The sequence below is a fragment of the Kitasatospora sp. NA04385 genome, assembly GCF_013364235.1.
Taxonomy (GTDB): domain Bacteria; phylum Actinomycetota; class Actinomycetes; order Streptomycetales; family Streptomycetaceae; genus Kitasatospora.
In genome coordinates, this window is the sequence record NZ_CP054919.1 from 3,336,443 (window position 1) to 3,362,441 (window position 25,999).

Annotated in this window: 22 protein-coding genes and 1 tRNA gene; 11 read left to right on the plus strand and 12 right to left on the minus strand. The window is 75.5% G+C overall.

The genetic code is table 11. The annotated features are described in order from the left end of the window. Positions 1 to 33: 33 nt before the first annotated feature. Positions 34 to 786, minus strand: a complete 753-nt coding sequence (locus tag HUT16_RS14705) for a rhomboid family intramembrane serine protease (RefSeq protein ID WP_176188628.1) — start codon at positions 784 to 786, stop codon at positions 34 to 36. A 133-nt stretch (positions 787 to 919) separates the two neighbouring features. Between HUT16_RS14705 and HUT16_RS14710 the strand changes: the two genes are divergently transcribed. Then, positions 920 to 1,801, plus strand: a complete 882-nt coding sequence (locus tag HUT16_RS14710; RefSeq protein WP_176188629.1) for a hypothetical protein — start codon at positions 920 to 922, stop codon at positions 1,799 to 1,801. Between the two features lie 92 nt (positions 1,802 to 1,893). Here HUT16_RS14710 and HUT16_RS14715 read toward each other — a convergent pair whose 3' ends face one another. Continuing rightward, complete coding sequence (locus HUT16_RS14715) at positions 1,894 to 3,162, minus strand: MFS transporter (RefSeq protein WP_254897808.1); 1,269 nt, start codon at positions 3,160 to 3,162, stop codon at positions 1,894 to 1,896. Positions 3,163 to 3,283: 121 nt separating this feature from the next. Between HUT16_RS14715 and HUT16_RS14720 the strand changes: the two genes are divergently transcribed. Then, the gene (locus HUT16_RS14720) at positions 3,284 to 3,919 is read left to right on the plus strand and encodes a helix-turn-helix domain-containing protein (RefSeq protein ID WP_217712059.1); all 636 of its coding nucleotides are present in this window, start codon (positions 3,284 to 3,286) and stop codon (positions 3,917 to 3,919) included. Here the strand turns inward: HUT16_RS14720 and disA are convergent. Continuing rightward, positions 3,916 to 4,974, minus strand: coding sequence for a DNA integrity scanning diadenylate cyclase DisA (gene disA, locus HUT16_RS14725; RefSeq protein WP_176192681.1), 1,059 nt, complete (start codon positions 4,972 to 4,974; stop codon positions 3,916 to 3,918). The genes HUT16_RS14720 and disA overlap by 4 nt on opposite strands. A 169-nt stretch (positions 4,975 to 5,143) precedes the next feature. Then, complete coding sequence (radA, locus tag HUT16_RS14730) at positions 5,144 to 6,676, minus strand: DNA repair protein RadA (protein ID WP_176188632.1); 1,533 nt, start codon at positions 6,674 to 6,676, stop codon at positions 5,144 to 5,146. 152 nt (positions 6,677 to 6,828) lie between these two features. Between radA and HUT16_RS14735 the strand changes: the two genes are divergently transcribed. Further along, a complete protein-coding gene (locus HUT16_RS14735) occupies positions 6,829 to 7,731 on the plus strand; it encodes an RNA polymerase sigma factor (protein WP_176188633.1) in 903 nt (300 codons plus the stop codon). Further along, a complete protein-coding gene (locus HUT16_RS14740; protein WP_176188634.1) occupies positions 7,725 to 8,597 on the plus strand; it encodes a hypothetical protein in 873 nt (290 codons plus the stop codon). Before HUT16_RS14735 ends, HUT16_RS14740 begins: the two co-directional genes overlap by 7 nt. A 471-nt stretch (positions 8,598 to 9,068) precedes the next feature. Here the strand turns inward: HUT16_RS14740 and HUT16_RS14745 are convergent, their stop codons facing one another. Together HUT16_RS14745 and HUT16_RS14750 are read right to left on the minus strand one after the other, a co-directional pair. Next, entirely contained in the window at positions 9,069 to 10,400 is a 1,332-nt protein-coding gene (locus tag HUT16_RS14745; RefSeq protein WP_176188635.1) for a DUF1254 domain-containing protein, read from the minus strand. A 27-nt stretch (positions 10,401 to 10,427) separates the two neighbouring features. Next, entirely contained in the window at positions 10,428 to 11,726 is a 1,299-nt protein-coding gene (locus tag HUT16_RS14750) for a DUF1254 domain-containing protein (RefSeq protein WP_254897809.1), read from the minus strand. Positions 11,727 to 11,925: 199 nt separating this feature from the next. Between HUT16_RS14750 and HUT16_RS14755 the strand changes: the two genes are divergently transcribed. Continuing rightward, complete coding sequence (locus HUT16_RS14755; RefSeq protein WP_176188637.1) at positions 11,926 to 12,927, plus strand: NAD-dependent epimerase/dehydratase family protein; 1,002 nt, start codon at positions 11,926 to 11,928, stop codon at positions 12,925 to 12,927. Positions 12,928 to 13,087: 160 nt separating this feature from the next. Here HUT16_RS14755 and HUT16_RS14760 read toward each other — a convergent pair whose 3' ends face one another. Together HUT16_RS14760 and HUT16_RS14765 are read right to left on the minus strand one after the other, a co-directional pair. Next, entirely contained in the window at positions 13,088 to 14,089 is a 1,002-nt protein-coding gene (locus tag HUT16_RS14760) for a family 2 encapsulin nanocompartment cargo protein polyprenyl transferase (protein WP_176192682.1), read from the minus strand. A 198-nt stretch (positions 14,090 to 14,287) separates the two neighbouring features. Then, positions 14,288 to 15,694 (minus strand): family 2B encapsulin nanocompartment shell protein, encoded by a 1,407-nt coding sequence (locus HUT16_RS14765; protein WP_176188638.1) that lies wholly within the window; start codon positions 15,692 to 15,694, stop codon positions 14,288 to 14,290. 324 nt (positions 15,695 to 16,018) lie between these two features. Here HUT16_RS14765 and HUT16_RS14770 point away from each other — a divergent pair, with 324 nt between their 5' ends. Then, positions 16,019 to 17,116 (plus strand): ATP-grasp domain-containing protein, encoded by a 1,098-nt coding sequence (locus HUT16_RS14770; protein WP_176188639.1) that lies wholly within the window; start codon positions 16,019 to 16,021, stop codon positions 17,114 to 17,116. A gap of 13 nt (positions 17,117 to 17,129) precedes the next feature. Here HUT16_RS14770 and HUT16_RS14775 read toward each other — a convergent pair whose 3' ends face one another. Both HUT16_RS14775 and HUT16_RS14780 read right to left on the minus strand, forming a co-directional pair. Next, the gene (locus HUT16_RS14775; RefSeq protein ID WP_176188640.1) at positions 17,130 to 17,663 is read right to left on the minus strand and encodes a methylated-DNA--[protein]-cysteine S-methyltransferase; all 534 of its coding nucleotides are present in this window, start codon (positions 17,661 to 17,663) and stop codon (positions 17,130 to 17,132) included. A gap of 225 nt (positions 17,664 to 17,888) precedes the next feature. Continuing rightward, positions 17,889 to 18,113 (minus strand): hypothetical protein, encoded by a 225-nt coding sequence (locus HUT16_RS14780; protein WP_176188641.1) that lies wholly within the window; start codon positions 18,111 to 18,113, stop codon positions 17,889 to 17,891. A 141-nt stretch (positions 18,114 to 18,254) separates the two neighbouring features. On the opposite strand from HUT16_RS14780, the gene HUT16_RS14785 reads away from it, so the two are divergent. After that, a complete protein-coding gene (locus HUT16_RS14785; protein ID WP_176188642.1) occupies positions 18,255 to 19,577 on the plus strand; it encodes a chloride channel protein in 1,323 nt (440 codons plus the stop codon). Between the two features lie 70 nt (positions 19,578 to 19,647). On the opposite strand, the gene HUT16_RS14790 is transcribed toward HUT16_RS14785, so the two are convergent. Further along, the gene (locus HUT16_RS14790) at positions 19,648 to 19,833 is read right to left on the minus strand and encodes a hypothetical protein (protein ID WP_176188643.1); all 186 of its coding nucleotides are present in this window, start codon (positions 19,831 to 19,833) and stop codon (positions 19,648 to 19,650) included. 71 nt (positions 19,834 to 19,904) lie between these two features. Here HUT16_RS14790 and HUT16_RS14795 point away from each other — a divergent pair, with 71 nt between their 5' ends. Further along, the gene (locus tag HUT16_RS14795; RefSeq protein WP_254897810.1) at positions 19,905 to 22,817 is read left to right on the plus strand and encodes a BTAD domain-containing putative transcriptional regulator; all 2,913 of its coding nucleotides are present in this window, start codon (positions 19,905 to 19,907) and stop codon (positions 22,815 to 22,817) included. An 80-nt stretch (positions 22,818 to 22,897) separates the two neighbouring features. On the opposite strand, the gene HUT16_RS14800 is transcribed toward HUT16_RS14795, so the two are convergent. Then, positions 22,898 to 22,974, minus strand: a tRNA-Thr gene (locus HUT16_RS14800). Positions 22,975 to 23,263: 289 nt separating this feature from the next. On the opposite strand from HUT16_RS14800, the gene HUT16_RS14805 reads away from it, so the two are divergent. From HUT16_RS14805 to HUT16_RS14815, 3 genes are all read left to right on the plus strand, one after another. Beyond that, the gene (locus HUT16_RS14805) at positions 23,264 to 24,361 is read left to right on the plus strand and encodes an ABC transporter ATP-binding protein (RefSeq protein ID WP_176188645.1); all 1,098 of its coding nucleotides are present in this window, start codon (positions 23,264 to 23,266) and stop codon (positions 24,359 to 24,361) included. A gap of 218 nt (positions 24,362 to 24,579) precedes the next feature. Further along, on the plus strand, positions 24,580 to 25,017 hold the full coding sequence (locus HUT16_RS14810; RefSeq protein ID WP_176188646.1) for a hypothetical protein: 438 nt from the start codon (positions 24,580 to 24,582) through the stop codon (positions 25,015 to 25,017). Positions 25,018 to 25,126: 109 nt separating this feature from the next. Further along, on the plus strand, positions 25,127 to 25,876 hold the full coding sequence (locus tag HUT16_RS14815; protein WP_176188647.1) for a nucleotidyltransferase family protein: 750 nt from the start codon (positions 25,127 to 25,129) through the stop codon (positions 25,874 to 25,876). The last annotated feature ends 123 nt before the right edge of the window (positions 25,877 to 25,999 follow it).

Consider the following 25,999-nt stretch of genomic DNA (forward strand, 5'->3'; position numbering starts at 1 on the left):
ACCCCCGATCCTGCCACGACCGGGCGCCCGGGCTTAAAGCCCCAGGTCGTCGAGCTCCTTGAGCAGGTCCGCGCGCGGGCTGACCGGGCCCGCTGGGGCCTGGCCGCCCTGCTTGCCCGGGGAGGGCACCGGCAGGGCGCCGCCGTCGGACCGGCCGGACGGCGCGGCGGCCGGCTTCGGCCCGCGGTCGCGGAAGATCCACGCCCCCAGCAGGCCGCCGGCCAGCCCGCCCAGGTGGCCCAGCCAGGACACCCCCGGGGTGCCCGGGACGGCCGTGGTCAGCAGGTAGGCGAAGGAGGCGCCCATCACCAGGCCGATCAGCGAGTCGATCAGGTTCCGGTCGAACAGGCCGCGCAGCACCACGTAGCCGAAGTACCCGAAGACCACGCCGCTCGCGCCGACCGTCACCGTGCCCGGCTGCTGGAACAGCCACACCGCCGCGCCGCTGGTGACCACCAGCAGCACCGTCAGCCCGAGGAACTTGCGCACCCCCCGGTACGCGGCGAGGAAGCCGAACACGAACAGCGGGCCCGAGTTGCCCTCCAGGTGCTGCCAGTTCAGGTGCAGGAAGGGCGCGGTCAGCAGGTACCCGAGGCCGTCCACGTCGTGCGGGCGGATCCCGTGCAGCAGGGCCATCCGGCCGTCCAGCAGCCAGTTCACCAACTGCACCGCCCACACGATGCACAGGAACCCGAACATGACGAAGAACGCGCGCCGCGCCTCGGCGATCATCTGCGCCGGGTCGAGCCGCGTGTCGGAGGGGGCGTGGTCGTGCGGGGAGGCCATGAGGGCGACTATAGGGCGACGCGCCGACGTGTCGAGTCCCTCTTCCGGACCAAATGGCGGATCATGTGAAAGAAGTGGTCCCGGTGCGGTGTTGATGCGTCAACAGGTGCACAGGGTCTCGTAGAGTTTGCGCGTGCCTTCTCTGCGCCAGCCCGTCGGACCGCTGCCCGCCTCGATCTACTGGCGGCGCCGTGTCGTGGTCCTCATCGCCCTCGCCGTGGTCCTCCTCGTGGTGGGCCTGCTCGTGTTCGGCGGCGACGACGGCGGCAAGCAGAAGAAGTCCTCCGGGAACAGCCCGCTCCCCGTGCCGGCCCAGTCCATCACCCCCGGCGCCTCCCCGACCGGCCCCGCGATCACCACCCGCCCCGGCGGCAGCGGCGGCTCCTCGGGCGGCTCGACCGGTGGCAGCTCCTCCGGCGGCTCGACCGGCGGCGGCGCGGGCGGCGAGATCAGCGTCGTCGGCGGCGGCTCCTCGGGCGGCGGCTCCGGCTCCGGCGGCTCGACCGGCGGCAGCTCCTCCGGCGGCTCGACCGGCGGCGGCACCGGCACCTCCCGCCCCGGCGGCGGGGCCTCGCCGGCCGTGAACACCACCGAGGTGATGGCGCTGCCGGTCTGCACCACCACGCAGCTCACCCTCGAACTCGCCTCGGCGCAGAACTCGTACGCGGCCAAGGACAAGCCGAAGCTGGCCCTGACCATCCGCAACTCCTCCGGGGCGGGCTGCCGGATCAACCTCTCGCACGAGTACTCCTTCCTGACCGTGACCTCCAGCGGCAACGAGCGGGTCTGGTCCTCCGCGGACTGCATCACCGAGCGCACCGACGCCTGGGCCCAGATCGCCGGCAACAGCGGCGTCACCGAGACCTTCACCTGGGACCGCAGCCGCTCCAAGCCCCAGTGCGCCACCGCCGACCCGACCCCCGCCCAGCCCGGCAACTACCTCGTCCAGGCCGACCTCACCGGCCCGGCCGGCGGCCCGCTCTCCGCCCGGGCGTCCATCCGGCTGGAGGGCTGAGCGCCCCTCCGGGAGGCGCACCGCCGGGGGCTCGGCCGTCAGCAGCACGGACCGGCCGTTCCCCGGGCCCCGGTGGTTGGCCGCGCGAAGCCCTACTCGGTCCAGCCGGTGCCCCGCAGGGTGCGGCCGAGGGTGAGCGGGAGGAGCGCGGCGGCCAGGGCCGCGGCGAGCAGGAGCAGGACGGCGGGGGCCGGGAGGCGGTCCAGCAGCAGGCCCGCGGTCATGGTGCCGAGCGGGACGCCCGCCATCAGGAGGGTCATCGTCCCGGCCACCGCGCGGCCGCGCACCGCCGCGGGGACGCGCTGGAAGACCAGGACGTCGATCATCACCCGCAGCGCCGGGACGCCGAGGCAGCCGAAGGCGAGGGCCGCGAAGACGGGCAGCGGGCCGGTGGCCGTCGCGGTGGCGGCGAAGGCCGCCACCTCGGCCCAGGCCACGGCCAGCAGCACCGTGCCGGGGCGGAAGCGGCGGTGCAGCCGGGAGACCAGCAGCGCGCCCAGCAGGCCGCCGACGGCCTCGCCGGTGAGGGCCAGGCCGATGCCCGCCTCGGAGGTGCCGCGGCTGCGGAGCAGGACCATGACGGCGAGCAGGATCGCCGCGCCGGTGAGGTTGAGCCCGGCCGCGATCAGCACCGCGCCGCGCAGCACCGGCCGGGCGAACAGGTGGCGCAGTCCGGCCAGCGCGCCGCCCCTCTCCCCCGGCGCCTCCTCCCCGGGTGCCTCCTCCCCCGGTGCAGGCGCCTGCGGGCCCGGCTCCGGGCGGGAGTCGAACCGGACGGCGACGCTCGCGCCGAGGGCCAGGCCGGAGGTGAGGACGGTGGTCAGGAAGGGCACGGCGGTGCCGAGGCCGAGCAGGAACCCGGCCAGCGGCGGCCCGGCCAGCGCGGCGCCGTTGACCCGCAGTTCGTCCTGGGAGAGGGCCTGGCGGAGCTGCTCGGGCGGGACGACGGCGCGCAGCGCGAGCATCCGGGAGGGGCCGCCGTAGGCCATGGTGGCGCCGATGACGGCGGCGGCGAGCAATGCGTGCGGGACAGTCAGCCGGTCGGCGGCCAGGGCGAGCGCGACGCTGAGCGCGGTGAGCAGCCGGACGGTGTCGGCGAGGATCAGGATCCGCCGCCGGTCGTGCCGGTCGGCGAGCGTGCCGCCGTGCAGGCCGAACAGCACGGAGGCGCCGAACTGGACGGCGCCGAACGCCCCGGCCACCGTCGGGGAGCCGGTCATCGCGAGCAGCAGCAGCGGGTACGCGGTGTCGGCGAGGCAGGTGCCGAGCATCGCGGACGCGGCGCCGGCCCAGAGCAGTTGGAAGCGGCGGTTGCGGCGCAGCGGCACCGCGGCGGTGTCCGGCTCGGTCGTCGTGGTCATCCCTCGTACCCCGTTCATGTCCCCGTCCACGTTCATGTTCAAGCAACCATTCACGCCTGCGTGAATGGTTGCACGGCCGAGAACGATTGCACAAGCGTTGACGCTGTGGCTGAATGTGAACGTGGCTGATCGGACGAAGGAGCGCGAGGTCACCGACGTCGCGACGCTCAAGGCGCTGGCCGACCCGCTGCGGCTGGCCGTGCTCGGGGCACTGATGAAGCACGACCCCGAGCCGAGGTCGGTGAAGGAGGTCGCGGCGGAGCTGGACGAGGCGCCGACCAAGCTGTACCGGCACGTCAAGCAGCTGGAGCAGGTCGGGCTGGTGTACGTGGCGGAGACCCGGCTGGTGTCCGGGATCGTGGAGAGCCGCTACCGCTCGGCCCAGCAGTCACTGCGGCTGTCGCCGCAGGTGTACGCGGAGGGCGACGAGCCGCCGCCCGCGCTGGGGGCGATCCTCGCCGCGATGGACCTGGTGCGCTCCGACTTCCGGCGCCACTTCCTGGCGGGCCGGATCGACCTGACCCCGGCGGCGCAGGGCAACCCGCAGCCCGGCAAGTTCGCGCACGCCACCTTCCGGCTCAGCCCGGAACGGCTGCGGCGGCTGCGCACCCGGCTCGACGAGGCGCTGGACGAGGTGTTCGCGGAGGGCGACTCCACCGACCCGGACGCCGTCGAGGTCGCGCTGTTCGCCCTGCTGTACGCCGTGCGGCCGCCGCAGGCGGAGCCGGGCCAGGAGCGGGCGCCGGAGCGGGACTAGACGTACCGCTCCAGAATGGAGGACTCGGCGAGCCGGGACAGGCCCTCGCGCACCGAGCGGGCCCGGGTCTCGCCGACGCCCTCCACGGTCTGCAGGTCGTCGATGGACGCGGCGAGCAGCTTCTGCAGGCCGCCGAAGTGGTCGACCAGCCGCTCGATGACGGTGTTGGGCAGCCGCGGCACCTTGGCCAGCAGCCGGTAGCCGCGCGGGGAGACCGCGGAGTCCAGCGACTCGGGGGTGCCGGTGTAGCCGAGCGCCTTGGCGACGGTCTGCAGGTCCAGCAGCTCGGCGTGGGTGAGCGCCTCCAGGTCGGAGAGCACCTCGGTGACGGTGCGGCCCTTCTTGGCCGCCCGGTCCGGAAAGTAGTCGCGCACGACGAGCTCGCGCTCCGGCTCGACGCCCGCGATCAGCTCGTCCAGCTGCAGCGACAGCAGCCGGCCGTCGGTGCCCAGCTCCAGCACGTACCCGGCGATCTCGCCGGCGATCAGCCGGACCATCTCCAGGCGCTGCACCACCGCCGAGACGTCCCGGACGGTGACCAGGTCCTCGATCTCCAGGGCGGACAGGGTGCCGGCCACCTCGTCGAGGCGGAGCTTGTAGCGCTCCAGGGTGGCCAGCGCCTGGTTGGCCCGGGACAGCACCGTGGTGGAGTCCTCCAGCACCCGGCGCGCGCCGTTGACGTAGATGGCGATCAGCCGCATCGAGTGCGAGACCGCGACCACCGGGTAGCCGGTCTGCCGGTTGACCCGCTCCGCGGTGCGGTGGCGGGTGCCGGTCTCGTCGGTGGGGATGTTCGCGTCCGGCATCAGGTGGACGCCCGCGCGCAGGATCTTGGTGAGGTCCTTGTCCATGATCACCGCGCCGTCCAGCTTGCACAGCTCGCGCAGCCGGGTGGCGGTGAACTCGACGTCCAGCACGAAACCGCCGGTGCACAGCGCGTCCACGCTCTTGTCGAAGCCGAGGACGATCAGGCCGCCGGTGTTGGCCCGGAGCACCCGCTCCAGGCCGTCCCGCAGCGCCGTGCCCGGCGCGATCGCACTGAGGGAAGCCCGCAGCAGGGCCTCCTCGCGGGAGGACTTGTCCGCCCGGTCGATGGCTGCCACGTGACTCCTTGGGCCGACCCTAACCGTGTGCCGCGGCGGCCGACGGTCTGTCTGTTGTTGCTGCGAATGATGCCGATGAGCAGGTGAAGTCTAACTGCGTACGGCCTCGGCGGGGCGTGGGTCAAGCCAGTTCGTCCGAGTCGACCGGCTCCCAGCCCGCCATCAGCTCCTCCGGGAAGGCCGGGACGGGGGCCTGGGCGCGGGCCCGGGCGAGCGCCTGGGCGGCCGGATCCGCGGCCGGGCGGACCGGCGGCGCGGCGTCCTGACGGGCCTTCGAGCGGGGGCGGCGGCCGGGGATCGCGCGCAGCGCCTCGCCGATGTCGGAGACCTCCACCACCGTCATGCCCGCCGGGACCTTGCCCGGATCCGGCGGGACGAGGGCGTGCGTGAAGCCGAGCCGGTGCGCCTCGGCGAGCCGGCGCTGCACGCCCGTCACCCGCCGCACCTCGCCCGCCAGGCCGACCTCGCCGATCGCCACCAGGTTGTTCGGCAGCGGCGTGTCGGTCGAGGAGGAGGCCACCGCCAGGGCGATCGCGAGGTCCGCCGAGGGCTCGGTGAGCTTCACGCCGCCGACGGTGGCGGTGTAGATGTCCTGCTTGCCGAGCTTCACGCCGCCGTGCCGCTCGACCACCGCCAGGATCATCGCGATCCGCGGCGACTCCAGGCCGGAAGTGGTGCGCCGCGGCGAGGGGATCTGCGAGTCGACCATCAGCGCCTGCACCTCGGCCACCAGCGGGCGCTTGCCCTCCAGCGTGACCGTCAGGCAGGTGCCGGGGACGGGCTTGTCGCGGCGGGTCAGGAACAGGCCCGAGGGGTCGGCCAGGCCGACGATGCCCTCGTCGTGCAGCTCGAAGCAGCCGACCTCGTCGGTCGCGCCGTAACGGTTCTTGACGCCGCGGATCAGCCGCAGCCGGGCGTGCCGGTCGCCCTCGAAGGAGAGCACCACGTCCACCAGGTGCTCCAGCAGGCGGGGGCCGGCGATCTGGCCGTCCTTGGTGACGTGGCCGACCAGCAGGGTGGCCATGCCGCGCTCCTTGGAGGCCCGGATCAGCGCGCCCGCCACCTCGCGGACCTGCGCGGGGCCGCCGGGGGCGCCGTCCAGCTCGGCGGAGGCGATGGTCTGCACCGAGTCGAGGACCAGCAGGCCGGGGTTGACCGCGTCGATGTGGCCGAGCACCGCGCCCAGGTCCTGTTCGGCGGCCAGGTAGAGGTGCTCGGAGAGGGCGTTGATCCGGTCCGCGCGCAGCCGCACCTGGCCGGCCGACTCCTCGCCGGTGACGTACAGCGTGCGGTGCCGGTCGCTCGCGGCCTTCGCCGCCACGTCCAGCAGCAGGGTGGACTTGCCGACGCCGGGCTCGCCCGCCAGCAGCACCACGGCGCCCGGCACCAGGCCGCCGCCGAGCACCCGGTCCAGCTCCGGGACGCCGGTGGTGCGGGCGGTGGCGACCTGGCCGTCCACCTGCGCGATCGGCTTGGCGGGCGCGGAGACCGGCCCGGCCGCGGTCGTCCGGATCGGCACCGCGCCGTACTCCTCCACCGTGCCCCAGGCGTTGCACTCCGTGCAGCGGCCGACCCACTTGAGCAGTTGGGCGCCGCACTCGGTGCAGCGGTACGAGGGGCGCGGCTTCGCGGTGGTCTTGGTACGGGCAGCCATGCGGGCCACGGTAGCGCCTCGCACCGACAGCGCCCGGACGTCACTCGAACGGCGTCAACCGGGCGAACAAGGAATCGGTCCTGTTACCCGAAAGGAGGACAACCGGCCGAAACCCTCCGGGCGACGGGTTTCGGCTGCCTACCGTCGATCGGGTGACCACCGGCCAGCCCCACCCCGTCGGCCCGTCCCCGGTACTCCGGGCGTACGGCGCGTGCGTCGACGGGCTGTTCACCTACTGCCTGTCCGTGCTCTGCGAGCACGAAGCCGCCACCGCGGCCGTCCTGGAGGTCCGCGACCTGGCCCAGCGCCACGGCGACCGGATCGACGACCCGGCGCTGCTGCGCGCCTGGCTGTACGCGCTGGCCCGGCACCGCTGCCTGGCCCGGCTCGACGGTGAGGCCGAGCAGGACGGCGCGCCCCCGCCCGGCTCCCGGGGCCCGTCCGGGCCCGGCGCGGTCCGCGAGCGGCGCCGCGAACTCGCCTCGCTGGCCTGGCCGGAGGCGGCCGGCACCGACCCGGAGCAGCGCGAGGCGCTGGAGCTGGCGGTGCGGCACCGGCTGGACGGCGCGGAGGTCGCGGCGGTGCTCGGCCTGAGCACCGAGGCCGCGGCGGCGCTGCTGGACGCGGCGGGCGCCGAGGTCGGCCGGACCAGGACGGCGCTGCTGGTGCTCGGCGTCGGCTCCTGCCCGGAGCTGGCCCAGCTCGGCGGCGTCGGCGCGGAGTCCTGGCGGGGCTGGGTGCTGGGCCCGGCGCTGCGCCGGGAGCTGGTGGTGCACCTGGTGGAGTGCCCGACCTGCCGGGGCACCGCGGAGCGGGTCGCGGGCCAGCTCGGGCACGGCCTGGCGGGGCTGCCCGGCCTGCCGCTGCTGGCCGCGCCGGGGCCGCTGCGCCCGGCGGCCGCGCCGCCGTCCGGCGGTACGGCGTTCCTGGCGGGCGCGGCGGCGGGCCGGCGGATCGCGCAGGGCCCGGTCCCGCCGCGGTTCGACCAGCGCGGCTTCCCCGGCACCGGGTCGCCCCGGCGCCGCGCGGTTCGGCGGTGCGGCAGCGGGTGGTGACCACCGGGGTGCTGGCGGCGGTGCTGGCCGCGCCGGTGGTGGCGCTGTGGAGCGCGCACCGGGGCGGCGGGGAGGACCACGCCTCGGCGGTGTCCTCGGTGCGGGTGGACCCGACGGCCGGGCCCGGGCAGCGCGTCCCGGTGCCGGAGCCGACGCCGGTGGCGGTGCTGCCGCCGGTCGCCCGGGTGGCGACGATGGAGCTGGCGGGCGTGGTGACCGCAGAAACGTCCCTGCCGAGCGTTCAGGGCGCGGCCGTGCCGGTGCCCTCGCACGGGGCCGCGCCGCTGTCCAGCCCCGCGCTGACCGCCGAGCCCGGCCCGCCGCCGTCCGCCACCGCGAGCCGGCTGACCGTGCAGGCCGGCGCGTACGGCAACCGGACCGTGCTGACGCTGACCAATTCCGGTGACGGGCCGCTGTCCTGGCACGCCGTGCTGGACGTGGACTGGCTGCGGCTGAGCCGGGACTCCGGCACCCTGGAGCCCGGCCAGCGGATCACCGTGACGGTCACGGTGGACGAGGCGCGCGCCCCGCGCTCGCGCTGGACGGCGCACCTGGCGCTGCCGCCGTCCAGTGCCGTGGTGACCCTGGAGGGCGGCACCGACCACCGCGGCGTGCCCACTCCGGACGGCCCGTCGCCCGACCCCTCGCCGACGCCCACGCCCTCGGCTTCGGCTTCGGCTTCGGCGAGCGCCTCCGACCCGGCCCCGGCGAGCCCCTCGCCGTCCGCCCCGTCCTCGCCGCCCGCCTCCTCCTCGCCGCCACCCGCCTCGCCGAGCCCGTCCCCGTCCGCCCCGTCCGGGTCTCCCGACTCCTCCGGCTCTCCCGGGTCCACCGGCCCGTCCGCGCCGGTGTCGCCGCCGCCCTGACGGTCGGTCCGCCGCAGGGAGCTCGCCCGCCGGGCGGCGCTCACCGCGGGCCACGGCCTCCTCCCGCGAGGCGTCCAGGACGGGGTCGGCGGGAACGACTCCGTCCGGGCCGAGTGCCCGGGCCGACCCGGTGTGCCCGGCGAGCCGGACGAAGGAGGGCTGCGCCCCGGCGACGATCAACCGTCCGCCGCGGGCGCCCAGCTCGTCGCACCTGCTCCGCCGCAGCCCGACCGTGCCGGACGGCGGCACGTCGGGGACGGTGCGCACCACCGGCACCGGCCCGGCGGGCCCCTCGGGGAGCCCGGGGCCGACCGGGAACGCGGTGCGGTCGGGGCGCGGCGCGGGGCTGACGGCACCGGGACCACCGCGATCACCGGCGGCGGGCCGACCGCGGTACCGACCGCCGGGCCCGGCGCCCGCCCGGTCGCGGCCCCCCGTCCGTCCGTCTCCCCCGTCCGTCCTTCTGCCGGGTCAGCGCAGCCGGATGGCCGGGAGCCGGTAGCTGCCGTCGAGCACCGCGTCCTGCGGCTGGTACATCCGCACCATCGGCCGGAACCCGCCCTCGGGCGCGGGCAGCCAGTTCGCGAGCTCCTCGGGGTCGGTGGGCCGCCGGTGCTGGACGTACAGGGTCAGCGAGCCGTCCTCGCCGTGCACCAGGCCGGGGGTGCGGTCGCCGATCGAGTACCGGTCGATCTCGTTGCCGACCAGCAGGTAGTCCGGGGTGCCGTACATCGTCACCGACCAGAACGCGCCCACCGGCGGGGTCTGCTCGAAGCGCAGGGTGTACGCGTGGGCGCCGCTCAGCGGGACGCCGTCCGCGTCGTTGTAGGTGGTGGCGTACGCGGCCTCGTAGGCGTGGTTGCCCCACAGGCCGGCCCGGGCGGCGACCGCCCGGGTCAGGTAGGCGGCGCGGCGGTCGGCGATCCGCCACTGCGGCTCGTCCCGGGTGCCGGGGCCGAGGAAGTCCAGGTTGTAGTCGAACAGGTGCAGGTTGGCCGTCCACTCGCCGGTGGGGTCGCCGGCGCCGACGGTCGCCGCCTCCACCCGTTCCCGGCCCGCCGCCAGGCCCTTGGCCAGCGCCGCCGCCCACTCGGCGGGGCCGTCCAGGTACGGCGAGCGGCCCTGGTCGAGCAGGCCGATCGGGGCGAAGCGCTGCTGGAAGGCGACGTCGTCGGCGGCGGGCGGGAAGGCCGCCGCCCACCGCCGCAGCCGCTCCAGGAAGAGCAGTTCCGCCGGGACGCCGGCGTCCGGCTCCGGCAGCCCGGCCGGGGTGCCGCCGTCCGCGAGCGGGGTGAGCGTCAGCTGCCGCTGAAGGTCCCGGACCCGCGGCAGGTCGTCCGGCCCGGCGCAGTAGTTGCGCACCGCGAGCACCGCCACCGCCGTCGGCGCGGTGATCACCGGCACGCCCTCCGGGGCGGTGCCCCGCCAGCCGGGCGGGGCGACCAGCCAGGACTGCTCGGCGGTGCCGGACGAACGGCGGCCCGCGTAGGCGAAGTTGTTCGTCCAGGCGTCGATGAACTGGAGCACGTCGTACGCGCCGCCGGTGTCCGGGACGTGCAGCAGCAGCGGGCCGGCGGACAGGTCCAGCGGGGCGACCGAGTACACCGTGTCGTTGTTCACCGACACGAACTCGGCGTGCTGGTCGGCGAGCCGGTCGGCGTGGCCGAAGGAGTTCCACTCCACGGCCGGGATCGACCCGATGCCCCGGCGGTGGATCGTGTCCACCGTGGTCAGGTTGGCGACCAGCGGGGAGCCGTACACGAAGGCCTCGGCGGCCAGCATCTCGGGCGTGGCGTCAGCCATGCGAACGTCCTTGTCTGATCGGTGACTTCATCGGGGGGTCAGGTCGGGCAGCCGCCAGCTGCCGTCCAGCAGTTCGGGCCCGGGGCCGTAGGCGCGCACCGCGACGGAGTACGGGCCCTCGGGGGCGGGCAGCCAGTTCGCCGCCTCGGCCGGGTCGGTGGGGCGCCGGTGCTGGACGTACAGGGTCAGCGAGCCGTCCTCGCCGTGCACCAGGCCGGGGGTGCGGTCGCCGATCGCGCACCGGTCGGTCCCGTCGTCGGCCGGGAGCCGTTCCGGGAGCCGGTGCACCGACGCCGACCAGAAGAACCGGGCCGGCGGGAGCCGCCCGGGCGCGAAGCGCAGCACCGCGGGCTCCAGGCCGCCCGCCGTCCACGGCCGGCCGTCGCCGGACCAGACCTCCTCCGCGGGCAGGCCGTACAGGCCCGTGCGGGCGCCCAGCGCCCGGTTCAGGTGGTCGGTGCCGAGCTGCTCCCGGGTGCCGGACCTAACCGCGCCGGCGGTCGCCCCCTCGACGGCCCGGGCCAGCTCCGCCCGGGCGTCCGCGATGCCCGCCAGCATCGCCTCGCGCACCTCGGCGGGCAGCGCCGCCGGCTCGAAGTCGCCGCTGCCGACGCCCAGTTCGGTCAGCCGGCCGCGCAGGTCGGCGTCGGCGGGCAGGGCCGGGAAGAAGCCCAGCAGGAAGTCGAGCAGCGAGAAGAACTCCAGGGTGCCGAGCACCTCCTCGCCCCGCCACACCGGCCACACCGGCTCCCCGGCGACCGGTCGGGGCGTGCCCAGGTGCTCGCTCAGCGGCTTGAGCAGGTACCCGGCCTGCACCCGCTCGACCTCCGGCGCGTCCCCCTCCCCCGCCGAGGCCGTCCGCCCGACGATGCCCACCAGGTTCCCGTCGGCCCGCAGCACCCCGTCGAAGCCCTCCGGCGGGTTCGCCCGGTGCCCGGGCCCGGCGATCAGGTAGCGGCCCGCGCCGTCCCCGGTGGTCCGCGAGCCGACGAAGCCGACATAGGCGGTGTCCAGGTCGTGCACCGGCAGCACGTGGTAGCGGCCGGTCGCCGGCTTCTCCAGCACCCACGGCTCGGCCCGCAGGTCCAGCCAGGCCCACGAGTGCGCGGTGTCGCGGTCGGGCGTCACCGCGTCGGTGCCGGCCGCGGCGGCGGGCTGCGGGTGGTGCCGGAACACGCCGAAGCCCCCGACGTACCGGGGGTCCGCGTCGTCGATCGCCTGCGGGTAGAGCATCCGGTAGTTCTCCAGCATCGGGTAGCCCCAGGTCCACGCCTGCGCCGCCGTCCGCCGCACCGCCGCCGGATCCGCACCGACCGGGTTCCCCATCTCGCCCACCCTCCTACCCCCCGCGAAAGGGGCAATTCAGACATACCGGTACACCGGGATGCTATGTGCTGACCCCCCGATCGGCACTCCGGGCACCACCCCGCCGCGCGCCTGACCGACCGTCTGCTCCCGGCGTAACCGCTCCGCTCCCGGCGAACGCGGCGCATGGACCGCCGCCGCTCCGGAGACCCTGCGGGGCATGGACATCCTTCTGCTCGGCGGCTCCAAGTTCCTCGGCCTCGCCTACGCCACCGAGGCGCTCGCCCGCGGCCACCGCGTCACCACCTTCAACCGCGGCGTCAGCCGCACCGACCCGCCCGGCGTCGAAGCCGTCCACGGCGACCGCGCGAACCCCGACGACCTGCGCCGCCTCGTCGAAGGACGGCACTGGGACGCCGTCGTCGACACCTCCGGCCAGCAGCCCCACGACGTCGCCACCGCCGCCCGGCTGCTCAGCGGCCGCGCCGGGCACTACGGCTTCGTCTCCTCCGTCCACGCCTTCGCCGACTGGCCCGCCCGCCCGGTCGACGCCGACTCCCCCACCCTCGACTGCCCCGGCGACCTCCCGCCCGACCAGCCCTTCGCCAACGCGCTCAAGGCCGGGTGCGAACGCGCCCTGCGCGACCACTTCGACGGACCCGCCGCGATCCTCAACTGCGGCCTGCTGATCGGCCCGCACGAACCCATCGGCCGGCTCCCCTGGTGGCTCGACCGGATCGCCCGCGGCGGCCGGGTGCTCGCCCCCGGCACCCCCGACCGCCCGCTCAGCCTGATCGACGCCCGCGACTTCGCCGCGTTCGGCCTCGACCTCGCGCAGCGGCGGGCCGCCGGACGCTACCTCACCACCGCGCCGATCCGCTCGACGACCACGGGGGAGTTCCTCGACGCCTGCCGCACCGCGACCGGCTCCGACGCCGAACTCGTCTGGACGCCGGACGCCGACCTGCTCGCCGCCGGGGTCTCCCCCTGGGTGGAACTCCCGCTCTGGGCCCCCGCCGCCGACGGCTGGCACGGCACCTGGCGGGCCGACCCGGCGACCGCGCTCGCCGCGGGCCTGCGCGTGCGCCCGCTGCTCGACACCGTCACCGACACCTGGGCCTGGCTCGAAGCCGGCGGCCGCGCGGAGGTCGCCTACCGGCAGCTGGACACGCCGCTGGGGATCGACCCGGCGAAGGAGCGGGAGATCCTCGCCGGGGCGTGAGCGTGCAGGGGCTCGGGGAACGGCGAGTCCGTGCTGCTGACGGCCGGAGCCCATCGGAGGTCCGTGCTGCCGCGTCGCAGTATCAGAACCGGAAGCCGATGCGTGCTCCGGCGGTGAACCGTCAGCAGCCCCGAGTTCGCCGTTCCCCGAGCCCCCGGGTTCAGTAGGTGCGGCGGGTGACGAGTTCGGCGAGGGCCAGGAGGTCGTCGGCGCGGGCGGGGTCGGGGACGGCGGCGGCGAGGTGGGCGATGGCGGCGGCCATCCGGTCGCAGCTCTCGGTCTGGGCCCAGTTGCGGCCGCCCGCCCGGTCCACCGCGTCGGCGGCGGCGGCGAGTTCGGCGGGGCTGAGCGGGCGGCCGGTGGCGTAGAGCGCGGCGAGCTCCGCACCGGCCGGGGTGCCGGAGGAGAGGGCGTGGACCACCGGGAGGGACTTCTTGCGGGCGGCGAGGTCGGCGCCCACCGGCTTGCCGGTGACCGCCGGGTCGCCCCAGATGCCGATCAGGTCGTCGATCAGCTGGAAGGCGAGCCCGATCTCGCGGCCGAAGGCGTCCATCGCGTCGGCGGTCTCCGCGTCCGCCCCCGCGTACAGTGCGCCGAGCGCGCACGCGCAGCCGAGCAGGGCGCCGGTCTTGCCCTCGGCCATGGCGAGGCACTCGGCGAGCGTGACGTCGGTGCGCTGCTCGAAGGAGCAGTCGGCCTGCTGGCCCGCGCAGAGCTCGACCACGCAGTCGGCGAGGCGGCGGACGGACGCCGAGGCCGCCGGGTGCGGGTCCTCGGCGAGCACCCGCAGGGCGAGGGAGTGCATGGCGTCCCCCGCCAGGATCGCGCCGGTGGTGCCGAACACCCGCCAGGCGGTGGGGCGGTGGCGGCGGGTGTGGTCGCGGTCGAGGACGTCGTCGTGCAGCAGGGTGAAGTTGTGCACCAGCTCGACGGCGGCCGCGGCACGGACCGCGTCCTGCGGGCGGCCGCCGACGGCGGTGGTGGCGGCGAGCACCAGCGCCGGGCGGATCGACTTGCCGGCGCCGACCGCGCTGGGGGCGCCGTCGGCCTCCAGCCAGCCCAGGTGGTAGCCGGCGACCAGGCGCATCGAGTCGGGGAGGGTGTCGACGGCGGCGCGCAGCGCGGGGTCGACGGTGGTGCGGGCCCGGGAGAGCAGGGCCATCGCCTCGGCGGTGTCGCGCCCCCCGTCGACGGCCGGGGCCGCCGCCCGCTCGCCGTGCTGGTCGCGTTCGGGCACGGTGATGGCCATGGTGAAGTCCTCCCCCTCGGCCGGCCCCGGCTGCGGGGCGGCGGGAATGCTTGCTGACGGACCGTCAGGCGGTGGAACGGGCGGGCCCAGGACGGTGGGCCCGCCCGGTGGTCAGTGCTGCCAGTGGGCGACGTTCACGTTCTCCAGCACGCCGATGGCGTCGGGGACGAGGATCGCCGCCGAGTAGTAGGCGCTGACCAGGTAGGAGATGACCGCCTTCTCGTCGATGCCCATGAAGCGGACGTTCAGGCCCGGCTCGACCTCGTCCGGCAGCGCGCCGGGGCGCAGGCCGATCACGCCCTGGTTGTCCTCGCCGACGCGCATCGCCAGGATCGAGGTGGTGCCGTCGACCACCGGGATCTTGTTGCAGGTGAGGATCGGGACGCCGCGCCAGCTGGGCACCGTCCGCCCCTCGAACCGGATCGCCTCCGGGTACAGGCCGCGGCTGTTGCACTCCCGGCCGAAGGCGGCGATCGCCTTGGGGTGGGCCAGGTAGAACTTGGTGCTGCGGCGGCGGCAGAGCAGTTCGTCCAGGTCGTCCGGGGTGGGCGGGCCGGAGTGGGTCTGGATCCGCTGGCCGTACTCGGCGTTGGCCAGCAGGCCGAACTCCGGGTTGTTGACCAGCTCGTGCTCCTGCCGCTCGCGCAGCGCCTCGACGGTCAGCTTGAGCTGGTGCTCGGTCTGGTCCATCGGCTTGTTGTAGAGGTCGGCGACCCGGCTGTGCACCCGCAGCACCGTCTGGGCGACGCTCAACTCGTACTCGCGCGGCGCGAGTTCGTAGTCCACGAAGGCCGTCGGCAGGACGGGCTCGCCCTCGTGGCCGGCCGACATGCCGATCGCGGCCTCGCCCTTGTGGGTCTGCGGGAGCTGCGAGTCGGCGATGAAGGCGAGGATCTGGTCGCGCAGCGCCTCGGAGCGGTCGGCGAGCTCCTGGAAGGCGGGCCAGGCGAGCACCATCACGGTGCCGGCGGTGGCGGCCTTGACGCTGTAGGGCCAGCGGCGGTCGGCGACGGTGAGCGCCTCGTCGCCGATGTGGTCGCCGTCCGCGAAGGTGCCCAGGACCGTCGGGTCGCCGTACTTGCCGGTGCCGACCTTGTCGACCTTGCCGTGCGCGACCAGGTAGACCTCGTCGATCTCGCGGCCCTGCTCGATCAGCACCTCGCCGGCCGCGAAGTCCCGCTGGACGAAGCGGCCGGCCAGCTCGGCCAGCAGCGCGTCGTCCTCGAAACCGCGCAGCACCGGGACCTCGCGCAGCGTCGGCGGGACGACCGCGACCTCCCGGCCGGTCCGGACGAAGCCCACCCGGCCGCGGCCGACCGCGTACGACAGCCGCCGGTTGACCCGGTAGGTGCCGCCGGAGACCTCGACCCAGGGCAGCGCGCGGAGCAGCCAGCGGTTGCTGATCTCCTGCATCTGCGGGGCCGACTTGGTGGTCGACGCGAGGTTCTTGGCGGCCGCCACCGAGAGGCTGCTCCGCGGCCTCGTCTGGGGAATTCCGGCGGTGGTTTCGGTCGTCATTTCCGAGGGGCCCCTGATCGTGTCGACGGCACGTTGCGGCAACCATGCTGACGTCCGTTCAGGTGAGGCGGCAATCACTCGTGGGGGTGATTCGGGCGCATGGACGCAATAGTGCGACCAGCGCACCGGGGCGCCCGGGCGGGGTGTGCGGACCCCGCCTCCCGGGCCCCCGTTCCAGGCGTCCGCGCTGCTCACCGCCCCCCTGTTCGAACCGCGGCGGAACAGCGCTAAGGTGGCCCCCTCACCGCGTGGTGACCGCCGCCACAGGGCAGGCGAACCGGTCGGTGACCTCCCATCGGCACGCCCTTCTCCAGGGAGACCTTCGTGACCGCGCCCGTCCGCGTCTGGCTGAACCGCACCTACGCCGAGAACGTCTTCTTCATCGACCTGCTGCGGGCCGCACCGCGCCCGGTGCACGTCCTGGCCACCCACGTCGACCCCGACTCCCCCGTCATCGCCGCCGCCGACCTGGGCGCCCTCGAACCGGACGGGCTGACCGCCGAGGCGTACGTGGAATTCGCGCTGGAATTCTGCGCCCGCCACGACGTGGACGTGTTCCTGCCCCGCCTGCACCAGTTGGCGATATCGCTGCGCCGCCGCGACTTCGAGGCGCTGGGCACCGCGCTGGTCTGCCCGCCCGCCTCCGCGATATCGCTGTTCGCCAGCAAGGTCGACGGCTACCGGGCGCTGGACGCGGTCGGGCTGCCCACCCCGCTGTGGCGGCAGGCCGGCACCGCGTCCGAACTGCTCGCCGCCGTCGAGGAGATCGAGGCGACCGGCTCGGCCGCCTGCCTGAAGCCGGCCTCCGGCGCGGGCGGCGAGGGCTTCCGCGTCCTCACCCGGGAGCCGTTCAACCTCGGCCGGCTCGCCGGCTACGTCGACGCGCGGGTCCAACTCGACCAGGTGCTGGGCGCGTTGGAGCGGTCCGCCGCCCCCGCCGAACTGCTGGTGATGCCCTACCTGGACGGCCCCGAGGTCTCGGTGGACTGCCTGGCCGAGCAGGACGGCCGGGTGCTGGCCGCGGTCGGCCGCACCAAGCAGGGCCGCCGCCGCGGCTTCACCGTCGACCCGGCCTACCTGGAACCGGCCCGCCGCCTGGTGGCGGAGTTCGGCGTCGGCCACCTGTCCAACGTGCAGTTCCGGCACGAGCGCGGCACCGGGCGCCCGGTCGTCCTCGACGTCAACACCCGCCCGTCCGGCGGGCTGCACCAGCTCCGGATGTGCGGGCTCAACCTGCCCGCCGCGGCCCTCGAACTCGCCCTGGGCGCCCGGCCGTCGCTGCCCGCCGCGGACGAGCTCACGCTCGGCGAGTACACCCTGGTCTCCGCCATCCAGGCGGTGCTGCCCCGGCAGTCCGCGGCGCCCGCGCTGGAACGCCTCGACGGCGCGGAGCGGCGGCCCGCCGCGACCGTCGCGGTGTAGCCCCCGCCGTTCGCTAGGCCGTCGGCCCGGACCAGTCCAGGGTCGGCGGCAGCACGCCCTCCAGGGTGAGCAGCCAGCGCTTCGTCTCCACCCCGTGCCACGCCCCGCCGAAGCCGCCCAGCCCGTCCGCGGCCACCACCCGGTGGCAGGGCACCAGCAGCGGCAGCGGGTTCGCCCCCATCATCTGGCCCACCGTCCGGGCCGGCACCCCCGGCTCGGACGGATCGGTGAACACCCCGCTGCGGGAGGCGAGTTCGCCGTAGGTGACGGTCCGGCCCCAGCCGACGGTCGCCACCAGGCAGCGCAGCACCGCCAGGTGGGGTCCGGTGGCGCCGCTCCAGTCGATCGGCAGCTCCAACTCCCGCCGCGAGCCGGCGAAGTACTCGCCGACCCGGGCCCGCACCAGGTCGGCCCGCCGCTCGTCGGTGCACTCCGGAACGGGCGTGTCGCACAGGTAGCTCGCGGCGGCCACCCCCCGGTCGGTCACCGCGAACCGCATCGGGCCGCTGGGCAACGGGGTCGGGACGGTCACCCAGGAGAGCTGCATGCTCCCCACTCTAGGACTTGCAGCATCAGGGGCTCGGGAGAGCGCCATCAGGGGCTCGGGGAACGGCGAGGCCCGGGCTGCCGGCGGTGCACTGCCGTGGCGCGCATCGGCTTCGGGTTCTGTTCAGGACACGCAGCAGCACGGACCTTCGATGGGCTCCGGCCACCAGCAGCACGGCCCCGCCGTTCCCCGGGCCCCTGGTTTCGCTTCCGCCGTGCCGGAAGGTCAGAGGTGGTCGCGGAGGTGGGCCGCGAGGGTGCGGGACCAGGTGGCGAGTTCGGCGCGGTCGGGGGCCTCGCCGGAGCCCAGGGCGGCGAGCTGTTCGGTGGAGAGACGGCCGCTCGCGGCCATCGCGGAGAGGCCCGCGAGCAGCGCCGCGAGGCGTTCGGCGTCGCCGTGGTCGAGCATCACCAGGGTGTCGGTGTGGCCGAGGGTCATGGAACCGGGCATCGCGTCCTCCTCGATCGGTCCTGCGTCCACCGTACGACCGAGGGGGCGCCGCTCGCCCGTTCGGCCCACCCCGCTGGCCCGGGTGCGGGTCGGCGGCGGACGGTCGGGGCAGGTGTGTCCGCCGGGTGACAGGGAGCGCAGATGCCAGCAGAGGCCGCCGGTACGTCCCCGTCGCCCGGCCTGCGCGAGCTGCTCCGCAGCCCCGGGTACGGGCGGTTGCTGCTGGTGTCGGCGCTGGTCGGCGTGCCGGTCTCGCTGGCGGCGTTCGGCTTCGTCAGCCTGGAGCACGAGTTGCAGCACTGGGTGTGGGAGTCGCTGCCCAGGTCCTGGGGCTACGCGCACGCGCCGTGGTGGTGGCCGCTGCCCGCGCTGGCGCTGGCCGGTCTGCTGCTGGCGCCGATCGTGACCAGGATGCCGGGGCGGGGCGGGCACGTGCCGGTGCTGGGGCTGGGCGGGCCGCCGACGCTGCCGGTGGAGGTGCCGTCGGTGGTGCTGGCGGCGCTGGCGGCGCTGCCGCTGGGTGCGGTGCTCGGCCCGGAGGCGCCGCTGATGGCGCTGGGCAGCGGGTTGGCGCTGCTGACGGTGAGCGCGGCGAAGCGGGCGGCCAGCCCGGTGGTCGGGCCGATGCTGGGGGCGGCCGGGTCGACGGCGGCGATCGCCACGATCTTCGGGAGTCCGCTGGTGGCGGTGGTGATGATGATCGAGGCGGCGGGCCTGGGCGGGGCGCAGCTGACCATGCTGCTGCTGCCGTGCCTGCTGGCCTCGGGCGTCGGGGCGCTGGTGTTCACCGGGTTCGGGCACTGGACGGGGCTGTCGATCGGCGCGCTGAGCCTGCCGTCGGTGCCGCAGGCGCAGCTGCCGGACGTCGGGGACTTCCTGTGGGGGATCCCGCTGGCGGTGGTGATCGCGGTGGTGCTGGTGGCGGGGCAGACGCTGGGGTACCGCTCGGCCGCGTTCACGGCGCACCGGACGGCGGTGCGCACGGTGCTGTGCGCGGTGCTGGTGGGGGTGTGCATCGCCGGGTACGCGCTGGTGACCGGGCGTTCGCCGGAGGAGGCGGCGCTGTCGGGGCAGGCCACGCTGGGGCAGCTGGCGGCGGACCCGCAGAGCTGGCCGGTGGGGGCGCTGCTGGCGCTGGTGCTGTTCAAGGGGCTGGGCTGGGGGGTGGCGCTGGGGTCGCTGCGCGGCGGCCCGATCTTCCCGGCGGTGCTGCTGGGCGCGGCGCTCGGCGTGGCGGCGGGCGGCCTACCCGGCATGGGGATCGAGTCGGGGCTGGCGGTGGGGCTGGCGGCGAGCAGTGCGGCGGTCACCCGGCTGCCGGTGACCAGCACGGTGCTGGCGACGGCGCTGCTGGGGAGCCAGGCGCCGGATTCGATGCCGCTGCTGATCGTCGCGGCGGTGGTGGCGTTCCTGACCGCGACGCTCGTGCACCGGGTGGCGGCACCGGAGCACTCGCTGCGGTAGCCGGTCAGCGGGCGCGACGGGGCGGGGCGCGGCGGGGCGCGGCGGGGCGCCGGCCGTGGGGCGGGCCGGGTCAGGACCAGGCGATGTCCCGCCGGGTGCGGGGGGCGGTGGCGGTGCGGCGGGCGGTGGCGGTGCGGCGGGCGCTGCTCATGCTCTTCTCCTTGCCGTGCGGCCGGACGGAAGCGTGGAGTTCCGGCGGAGGGTCCGTGGTGCGACGGGGCCAGCCTGGATCGGGCCGGTAATCGGTCGATAACATCTGCCTAACGTGCACCGATGGGGAGTCGGGCGGGGCGCACGCGGACAGGGAGCACCACGGTGCGCTTCGGCTTGCTCGGAACTCTGACGGCCCACGACGGGACGGCCGACCGCCCGGTCCGCGGCCCCAAGGCCCGCACCCTGCTCGCCGTCCTGCTGCTGAACGCCGACCGGCCCGTCTCGCTGGACCGCCTGGTCGACGCGCTCTGGGGCGACCGCGCCCCCGCCACCGCCGAGGCCTCGCTGCGCAACCTGGTCGCCCGGCTGCGCAGGGCGCTCGCCGACGAGGAGGGGACGCGGCTGCGCGCCACCCCCGCCGGCTACCGGCTCGTGGTGGCGGACGAGGAGCTGGACACCCGGCGGTTCGAGGTGGCCGTCCGGCGGGCCCGCGCCGCGCACGAGGCCGGCGACCTGCCCGCCGTGCTGGCCGAGACCGCCACCGCGCTCGGCCTGTGGCGCGGCGAACCGCTCGCCGACCTGCCGGAGCCGGCCGGGGCCGGGGCGGCGTGCGAGCAGTGGCGGGAGAGCCGGCTACAGGCCCTGGAGTGGCGCTTCGACGCCGAGCTGCGCCTGGGCCGCCCGCACGCCCTGGTGCCCGAACTCACCCGGCTGGTCGGCGAGCACCCGCTCCGCGAGGCCTTCCACGCCCAGCTGATGCGGGCCCTCCAGCAGACCGGCGACCGCGCCCGGGCTCTGGCCGTGCACCAGCGCCTGCGCGCCGCCCTGGTCGAGGAGCTGGGCGTCGAACCCGGGCCCGCCGTGCGGGAGGCGCACCGGCGGCTGCTGGCCGAACCACCCCCGGCCGGGCCCGTCCCCGGCCCGGATGCCGCACCCGCCGGGCCCGTGGCGTCCGGCGGGCCGGACGGGCGGCCCCGGCCGTCCCAACTGCCCGCCCCCGCCGCCCACTTCGTCGGCCGCCGGGAGCAGCTGGGCGTCCTGCGCCGCGCCCTGCTGGACGGCTCGGGGCGGCCCGCCGTCGCGGTGGTCAGCGGCATGGCGGGCGTCGGCAAGTCCGCGCTGGCGGTGCACTGCGCCGACGCGCTGCGCGCCGACTTCCCCGACGGGCAGCTGTTCCTGAACCTGCGCGGCGCCACCCCCGGCCTCGCCCCGCTCACCCCGCACGCCGCGCTCACCGCCCTGCTGCGCGGCCTCGGCACCGCCCCCGGGGCGGTCCCCGCCGACGCCGACAGCGCCGCCGCCCTGCTGCGCACCACCCTCACCGGCACCCGCACCCTGCTCGTCCTCGACGACGCCGCCGACCCCGCGCAGGTCCGCCCGCTGCTGCCCGCCGAGCCCGGCTGCGCCGTGCTGGTGACCGGCCGCACCCCCATGCACACCCTGGACCACACCCTGCACCTGCGGCTCGACGCGCTCTCCGAGCGCGACGGCATCGCCCTGGTCGAGCGCACCGCGGGCCGCGCCACGGTGGACCGGTCCGTGGTGGCCATCGAGCAGGCCGACCTGGCCCGGCTGGTCCGGCTCTGCGGCCGGCTGCCGCTCGCCCTGCGGATCGCCGGCGCCCGCCTCGCCGCCCGCCGCACCCTCCCCGTCCGCGGCCTGGTCGGCCGGCTGGAGGAGCACGAGGACCGCCTGGACGAGCTCGAACTCGACGACCTGAGCATCCGCCAGTCGCTCGCCCTGACGTACGACGCGCTGCGCGCCTCCGCCCGCCGCCCGGACCTGCGGGCCGCCGCCGCGCTCGCCGCGATCGGCGCCATCGACCTGCCCGACTACTCCGCGCCGCTGCTCGCCGCCGTCCTGGGGATCACCCCCGCCCAGGCCGGCGCGGCCCTCGACCGGCTGGTCGAGGTCGCCCTCCTGGACGAGCCCGGCCCCGACCGGTACGCCCCGCACGACCTGGTCCGCGACTACGCCCGCGAGCTGGTCCCCGACCCCGCCGAACGCACCCGGCACGTCCGGGCCGCGTTCGGCTGGTACCTGTCGGTCGCGGTCCGGATCGCGCTCGCCCTCGACCCCAAGACCCACCAGCTGCGGCGGCTGCCCCCGGTGGACGGCGCCGACCGGCTGGACGGGGACGCCGCGCTCGCCCTCGGCGACGCCGAGTTCGGCAACCTGTCCACCCTGGTCGAACGGGTCGCCGCCGAGCCGTGGGCCACCGCCGCCGAGGTCTCGCTGCCCGTCCGCGCGCTCGCGCCGTACCTGCGGGTGCGGCGGCACTCCGAGTCCTTCCGGCTGAACGAGCTCGTCCACCGGCTGGCCCTGCGCGACGACGACCGCACCGCGCTGGCGCACGCGCTCAGCGACATGGCGCACGTGCACTTCGTCACCGGGCAGAACCTCCGGGGCGTCGAACTGATCGACCGGAGCCTCGCCCTGGTCGACGACCCGGTGCACCGCGGCACGCTGCTGAGCAACCGCGGCCTCCTGCTGTCCCACCTCGGGCGCGTCCAAGAGGCCGTGACCAGCCTGGAGGAGGCGCTCGACCTCGCCGTCCGGACCGGCGACCTGCGCAGCGAGGCCACCGTGCTCAGCGCGCTCGGCAACCTGGTGGAGGCCGAGGACCCGCACCTGGCCATCGCCCACCACCGGCGCAGCGTCGAGGCCGGCCGGCGCTGCGACTTCGGCGACGCGGTCTGCGCGGGCCTGGCCAACATCGGCTTCGCCCACCTGCGGCTGGACGACCCCGCCACCGCGCTGGACTACTTCGCCCGGGCCACCGCCCCCTCCCCGTGGGTCGTCCCCTGGCACGTCGCGCTGGAGAACGGGCGCGGCCAGGCCGAGGCGCTGCGCCGGGTCGGCCGGCCGGCCGAGGCCCTGGAGCTGGTCCGCGGCCTGCTCGAACAGGCCACCGCCCTCCAGGACGCCTTCGCGGCCGGCACCATCGAGCACACCCACGGCCTGGTCCTGCGCGACCTCGGCCGCCTCGCCGAGGCCCGCACCGCCTGGCGCGCCGCCCTGGAGCGGCTCGGCGCCTCGGGCCACAAGGCGGTCGCCGAACTGCACGAGCTGCTCGCGGCGGGGTGAGCGGCGGCGGTCCGCCGCCGCGGTGTGACGGATCGTCAGGAGGCGGCGCGTCCGGTGGAGCGGCCCCCGTGGTGCGCCCGTGGAGCCCCCTGTCGGGTTCGAACCGACGACCCCCTGTTTACAAGACAGGTGCTCTGGCCAACTGAGCTAAGGAGGCGCGGTGGCCGTCCGCGCGATCCACGGCGGCACCAGTGGGCAGTGTACCGGGCAGGGGCCCGGAGGTGCGGGTGGTTGTGGGGGCGCGGAGGAGGGTCGTGGAGGAGCGGTGTGACCGGATCGATGCGAACTCGGGGGCGGTGGAGGGCTGACAAAACGATGAACTGCCAGGTAGCGTCACGGGCAGCCGTGCTCGACTGCCGTGGTCAAGACCAGTCGGGAGCGGTGGAAAACATCCACCTTTACTCGGATCGTCCGGCACGTTCCTGCCGGTGAAGGAGCGAAGCACCATGGCTTCTGTGACGTACGACAAGGCTTCCCGTGTGTACCCGGGTGCCGACAAGCCCTCCGTCGACCAGCTGGACCTGGAGATCGCGGACGGCGAGTTCCTCGTCCTCGTCGGCCCCTCCGGCTGTGGCAAGTCGACCTCGCTGCGCATGCTGGCCGGCCTGGAGGACGTGAACGAGGGCGCCATCCGCATCGGCGACCGCGACGTCACCCACCTGCCGCCGAAGGACCGGGACATCGCCATGGTGTTCCAGAACTACGCGCTGTACCCGCACATGACCGTCGCCGAGAACATGGGCTTCGCCCTGAAGATCGCCGGCGTGAACAAGGCCGAGATCCGCACCAAGGTCGAAGAGGCCGCCAAGATCCTCGACCTGACCCAGTACCTGGACCGCAAGCCGAAGGCGCTCTCCGGCGGTCAGCGCCAGCGCGTCGCGATGGGCCGCGCGATCGTCCGCCAGCCGCAGGTCTTCCTGATGGACGAGCCGCTGTCGAACCTGGACGCCAAGCTCCGCGTGTCCACCCGCACCCAGATCGCCTCGCTGCAGCGCCGCCTGGGCATCACCACGGTCTACGTCACCCACGACCAGACCGAGGCCATGACCATGGGTGACCGCGTCGCGGTCCTCAAGGACGGCATCCTGCAGCAGGTCGACGCCCCGCGCGCCATGTACGACCGCCCGGGCAACCTGTTCGTGGCCGGCTTCATCGGCTCCCCGGCGATGAACCTCATCGAGGTTCCGCTGGTCGACGGCGGCGTGAAGTTCGGCGGCTCGATCATCAACATCGCCCGCGAGGACCTCGCCAAGGCCGGCGACGCGAAGAGCGTCGTGGTCGGCATCCGCCCCGAGCACTTCCAGGTCGTCCCGGCCGGCGGCCTCGAGGGCGTCGCGGTCACCGTCAACGTGGTCGAGGAGCTCGGCGCCGACGGCTACGTCTACGGCACCACCCAGGTGTCCGGCGAGGACAAGGACATCGTGGTCCGCGTGCACAGCCGCGAGATCCCGCAGCGCGGCGAGACCATCCACGTCGTGCCGGTCGGCAACGAGCCGCACGTGTTCACCACCGAGGCGGCCGGCGGCGCGCGCCTGAGCCGCTGACGCCGACCCCGGCCCCGGCTCCGGAGGGGCGCCGCACCTGACGGCGGCGCCCGTCCCACCGCTCTTCACGGAACCCCCTGCCCACGGCGGTCGGCAGGGGGTTCCGGCGTTCCCCGGGGGCGTTCCGTCAACCCGATGGCGGCACAAAACGGGACACCCGTCACCCGATGGTGTAACGCGACGCGCCCGCCCCGCCACGCACCGCTACTCTCCTGTGCGTGAAACAGCTCGTGCGCCGCATCGCCCAGACCGTTGCCCTCACCCTGCCGGTGATCCTGGTGACCACCGGCACGCTCGCCGTCACCCGCGTCCCGTGGGCCCCGCCGACCGGGCTGGACCAGCAGGTGGTCGCGGCCTCCAGCGGCGACGGCACCATCGGCCGCAGCTCCGCCGTCCCCGACACCCAGGGCATGGCCCCGCAGGACGCCCTCCGGGTGGACCTGATGGAGGAGCTGAAGAACCACAACCCCGGCACGGCGCTCGACCTGCTGGAGCGCACCATGCGCGAGAAGCCCTCGCTGACCCCGTACTGCAGCCAGCTGGCCGGCGAGCTCGGCCGCGCCGCGGTGCGCAAGTACCAGGGCGACGTGCAGCGGGCCCGCTCCTTCGCCCGCCCGGTCTGCGACGGCTCGTTCGCCGCCGGCGCGGTCAACTGACGCTCCCGGCAAGGCCGTTGGCCGGACGGCGGGCACCCGCCCGCCCCGGTCGGCCGACACGCCGCGCGGGCCCGTCCCGGTCCGGGGCGGGCCCGTTATCGTGGCGCGCATGACAGCAGACACCGGCACCGCCCCGGGCGCCGCCGCCCCCGCCGTCACCCAGGCGGTGATCCTGGCGGGCGGGCAGGGTTCCCGGCTGCGCCCCTACACCGACGACCGGCCCAAGCCGCTGGTGGAGATCCCCGGCACCGGCAGGCCGATCATCGGGCACCAGCTGGAGTGGCTGGCCGCCGAGGGCGTCACCGACGTGGTGGTCTCCTGCGGCCACCTGGCCGAGGTGCTGCGGGACTGGCTGGAGCGGGCCGAACTGCCGCTGCGGACCAGCACCGTGGTCGAGGCCGAACCGCTGGGCCGCGGCGGCGGGCTGCGGTACGCGGCGGCCTCCCTGCCGCGCCCCGACGAGCCCTGGTACGCCACCAACGGCGACATCTGGACCAGGTTCAGCCTGCGCGAGATGGCCGCCTTCCACCACGAGCGGGCCGCCGTGGCCACCCTGGCGCTGGCCCGCCCGCGCATCCCGTGGGGCGCGGTGGAGACCGACCGCTTCGGCAACGTGCTGGACTTCATCGAGGCCCCGCCGTCCCCGTTCCTGATCAACGCGGGCCTGTACGTCTTCGCGCCCGGCTTCCGCGAACTGCTGCCCGAGGTCGGCGACCACGAGCGCACCACCTTCCCGCAGCTCGCCCGCGACCGGCGGCTGGCCGGGTACCAGCTGCCGCAGGGCTGCTACTGGCGGGCCATCGACACCGCCAAGGACCTCACCGAGGCCGCCAAGGAGCTCGCCGCGCAGCGGCCCTGACCACCCCGCCGACACCCACGGCCGCCCGGGACCCCAGGGCCGCCCACGGCGGAAACGCGCGGGCCCGGAGAACGCCGCAGGGCCCCCTCCCGGACTTCTCGTCCAAGAGGGGGCCCTGCGGCG

Bases quoted from the DNA above. Each gene is read 5' to 3' on its own strand.
- HUT16_RS14705 (WP_176188628.1), bottom strand. From the start codon at position 786: ATGGCCTCCCCGCACGACCACGCCCCCTCCGACACGCGGCTCGACCCG.
- HUT16_RS14715 (WP_254897808.1), bottom strand. From the start codon at position 3,162: ATGACCACGACGACCGAGCCGGACACCGCCGCGGTGCCGCTGCGCCGC.
- radA (WP_176188632.1), bottom strand. From the start codon at position 6,676: ATGGCTGCCCGTACCAAGACCACCGCGAAGCCGCGCCCCTCGTACCGC.
- HUT16_RS14745 (WP_176188635.1), bottom strand. From the start codon at position 10,400: ATGGCTGACGCCACGCCCGAGATGCTGGCCGCCGAGGCCTTCGTGTAC.
- HUT16_RS14750 (WP_254897809.1), bottom strand. From the start codon at position 11,726: ATGGGGAACCCGGTCGGTGCGGATCCGGCGGCGGTGCGGCGGACGGCG.
- HUT16_RS14755 (WP_176188637.1), top strand. From the start codon at position 11,926: ATGGACATCCTTCTGCTCGGCGGCTCCAAGTTCCTCGGCCTCGCCTAC.
- HUT16_RS14760 (WP_176192682.1), bottom strand. From the start codon at position 14,089: ATGGCCCTGCTCTCCCGGGCCCGCACCACCGTCGACCCCGCGCTGCGC.
- HUT16_RS14765 (WP_176188638.1), bottom strand. From the start codon at position 15,694: ATGACGACCGAAACCACCGCCGGAATTCCCCAGACGAGGCCGCGGAGC.
- HUT16_RS14775 (WP_176188640.1), bottom strand. From the start codon at position 17,663: ATGCAGCTCTCCTGGGTGACCGTCCCGACCCCGTTGCCCAGCGGCCCG.
- HUT16_RS14780 (WP_176188641.1), bottom strand. From the start codon at position 18,113: ATGCCCGGTTCCATGACCCTCGGCCACACCGACACCCTGGTGATGCTC.
- HUT16_RS14785 (WP_176188642.1), top strand. From the start codon at position 18,255: ATGCCAGCAGAGGCCGCCGGTACGTCCCCGTCGCCCGGCCTGCGCGAG.
- HUT16_RS14790 (WP_176188643.1), bottom strand. From the start codon at position 19,833: ATGTTATCGACCGATTACCGGCCCGATCCAGGCTGGCCCCGTCGCACC.
- HUT16_RS14805 (WP_176188645.1), top strand. From the start codon at position 23,264: ATGGCTTCTGTGACGTACGACAAGGCTTCCCGTGTGTACCCGGGTGCC.
- HUT16_RS14815 (WP_176188647.1), top strand. From the start codon at position 25,127: ATGACAGCAGACACCGGCACCGCCCCGGGCGCCGCCGCCCCCGCCGTC.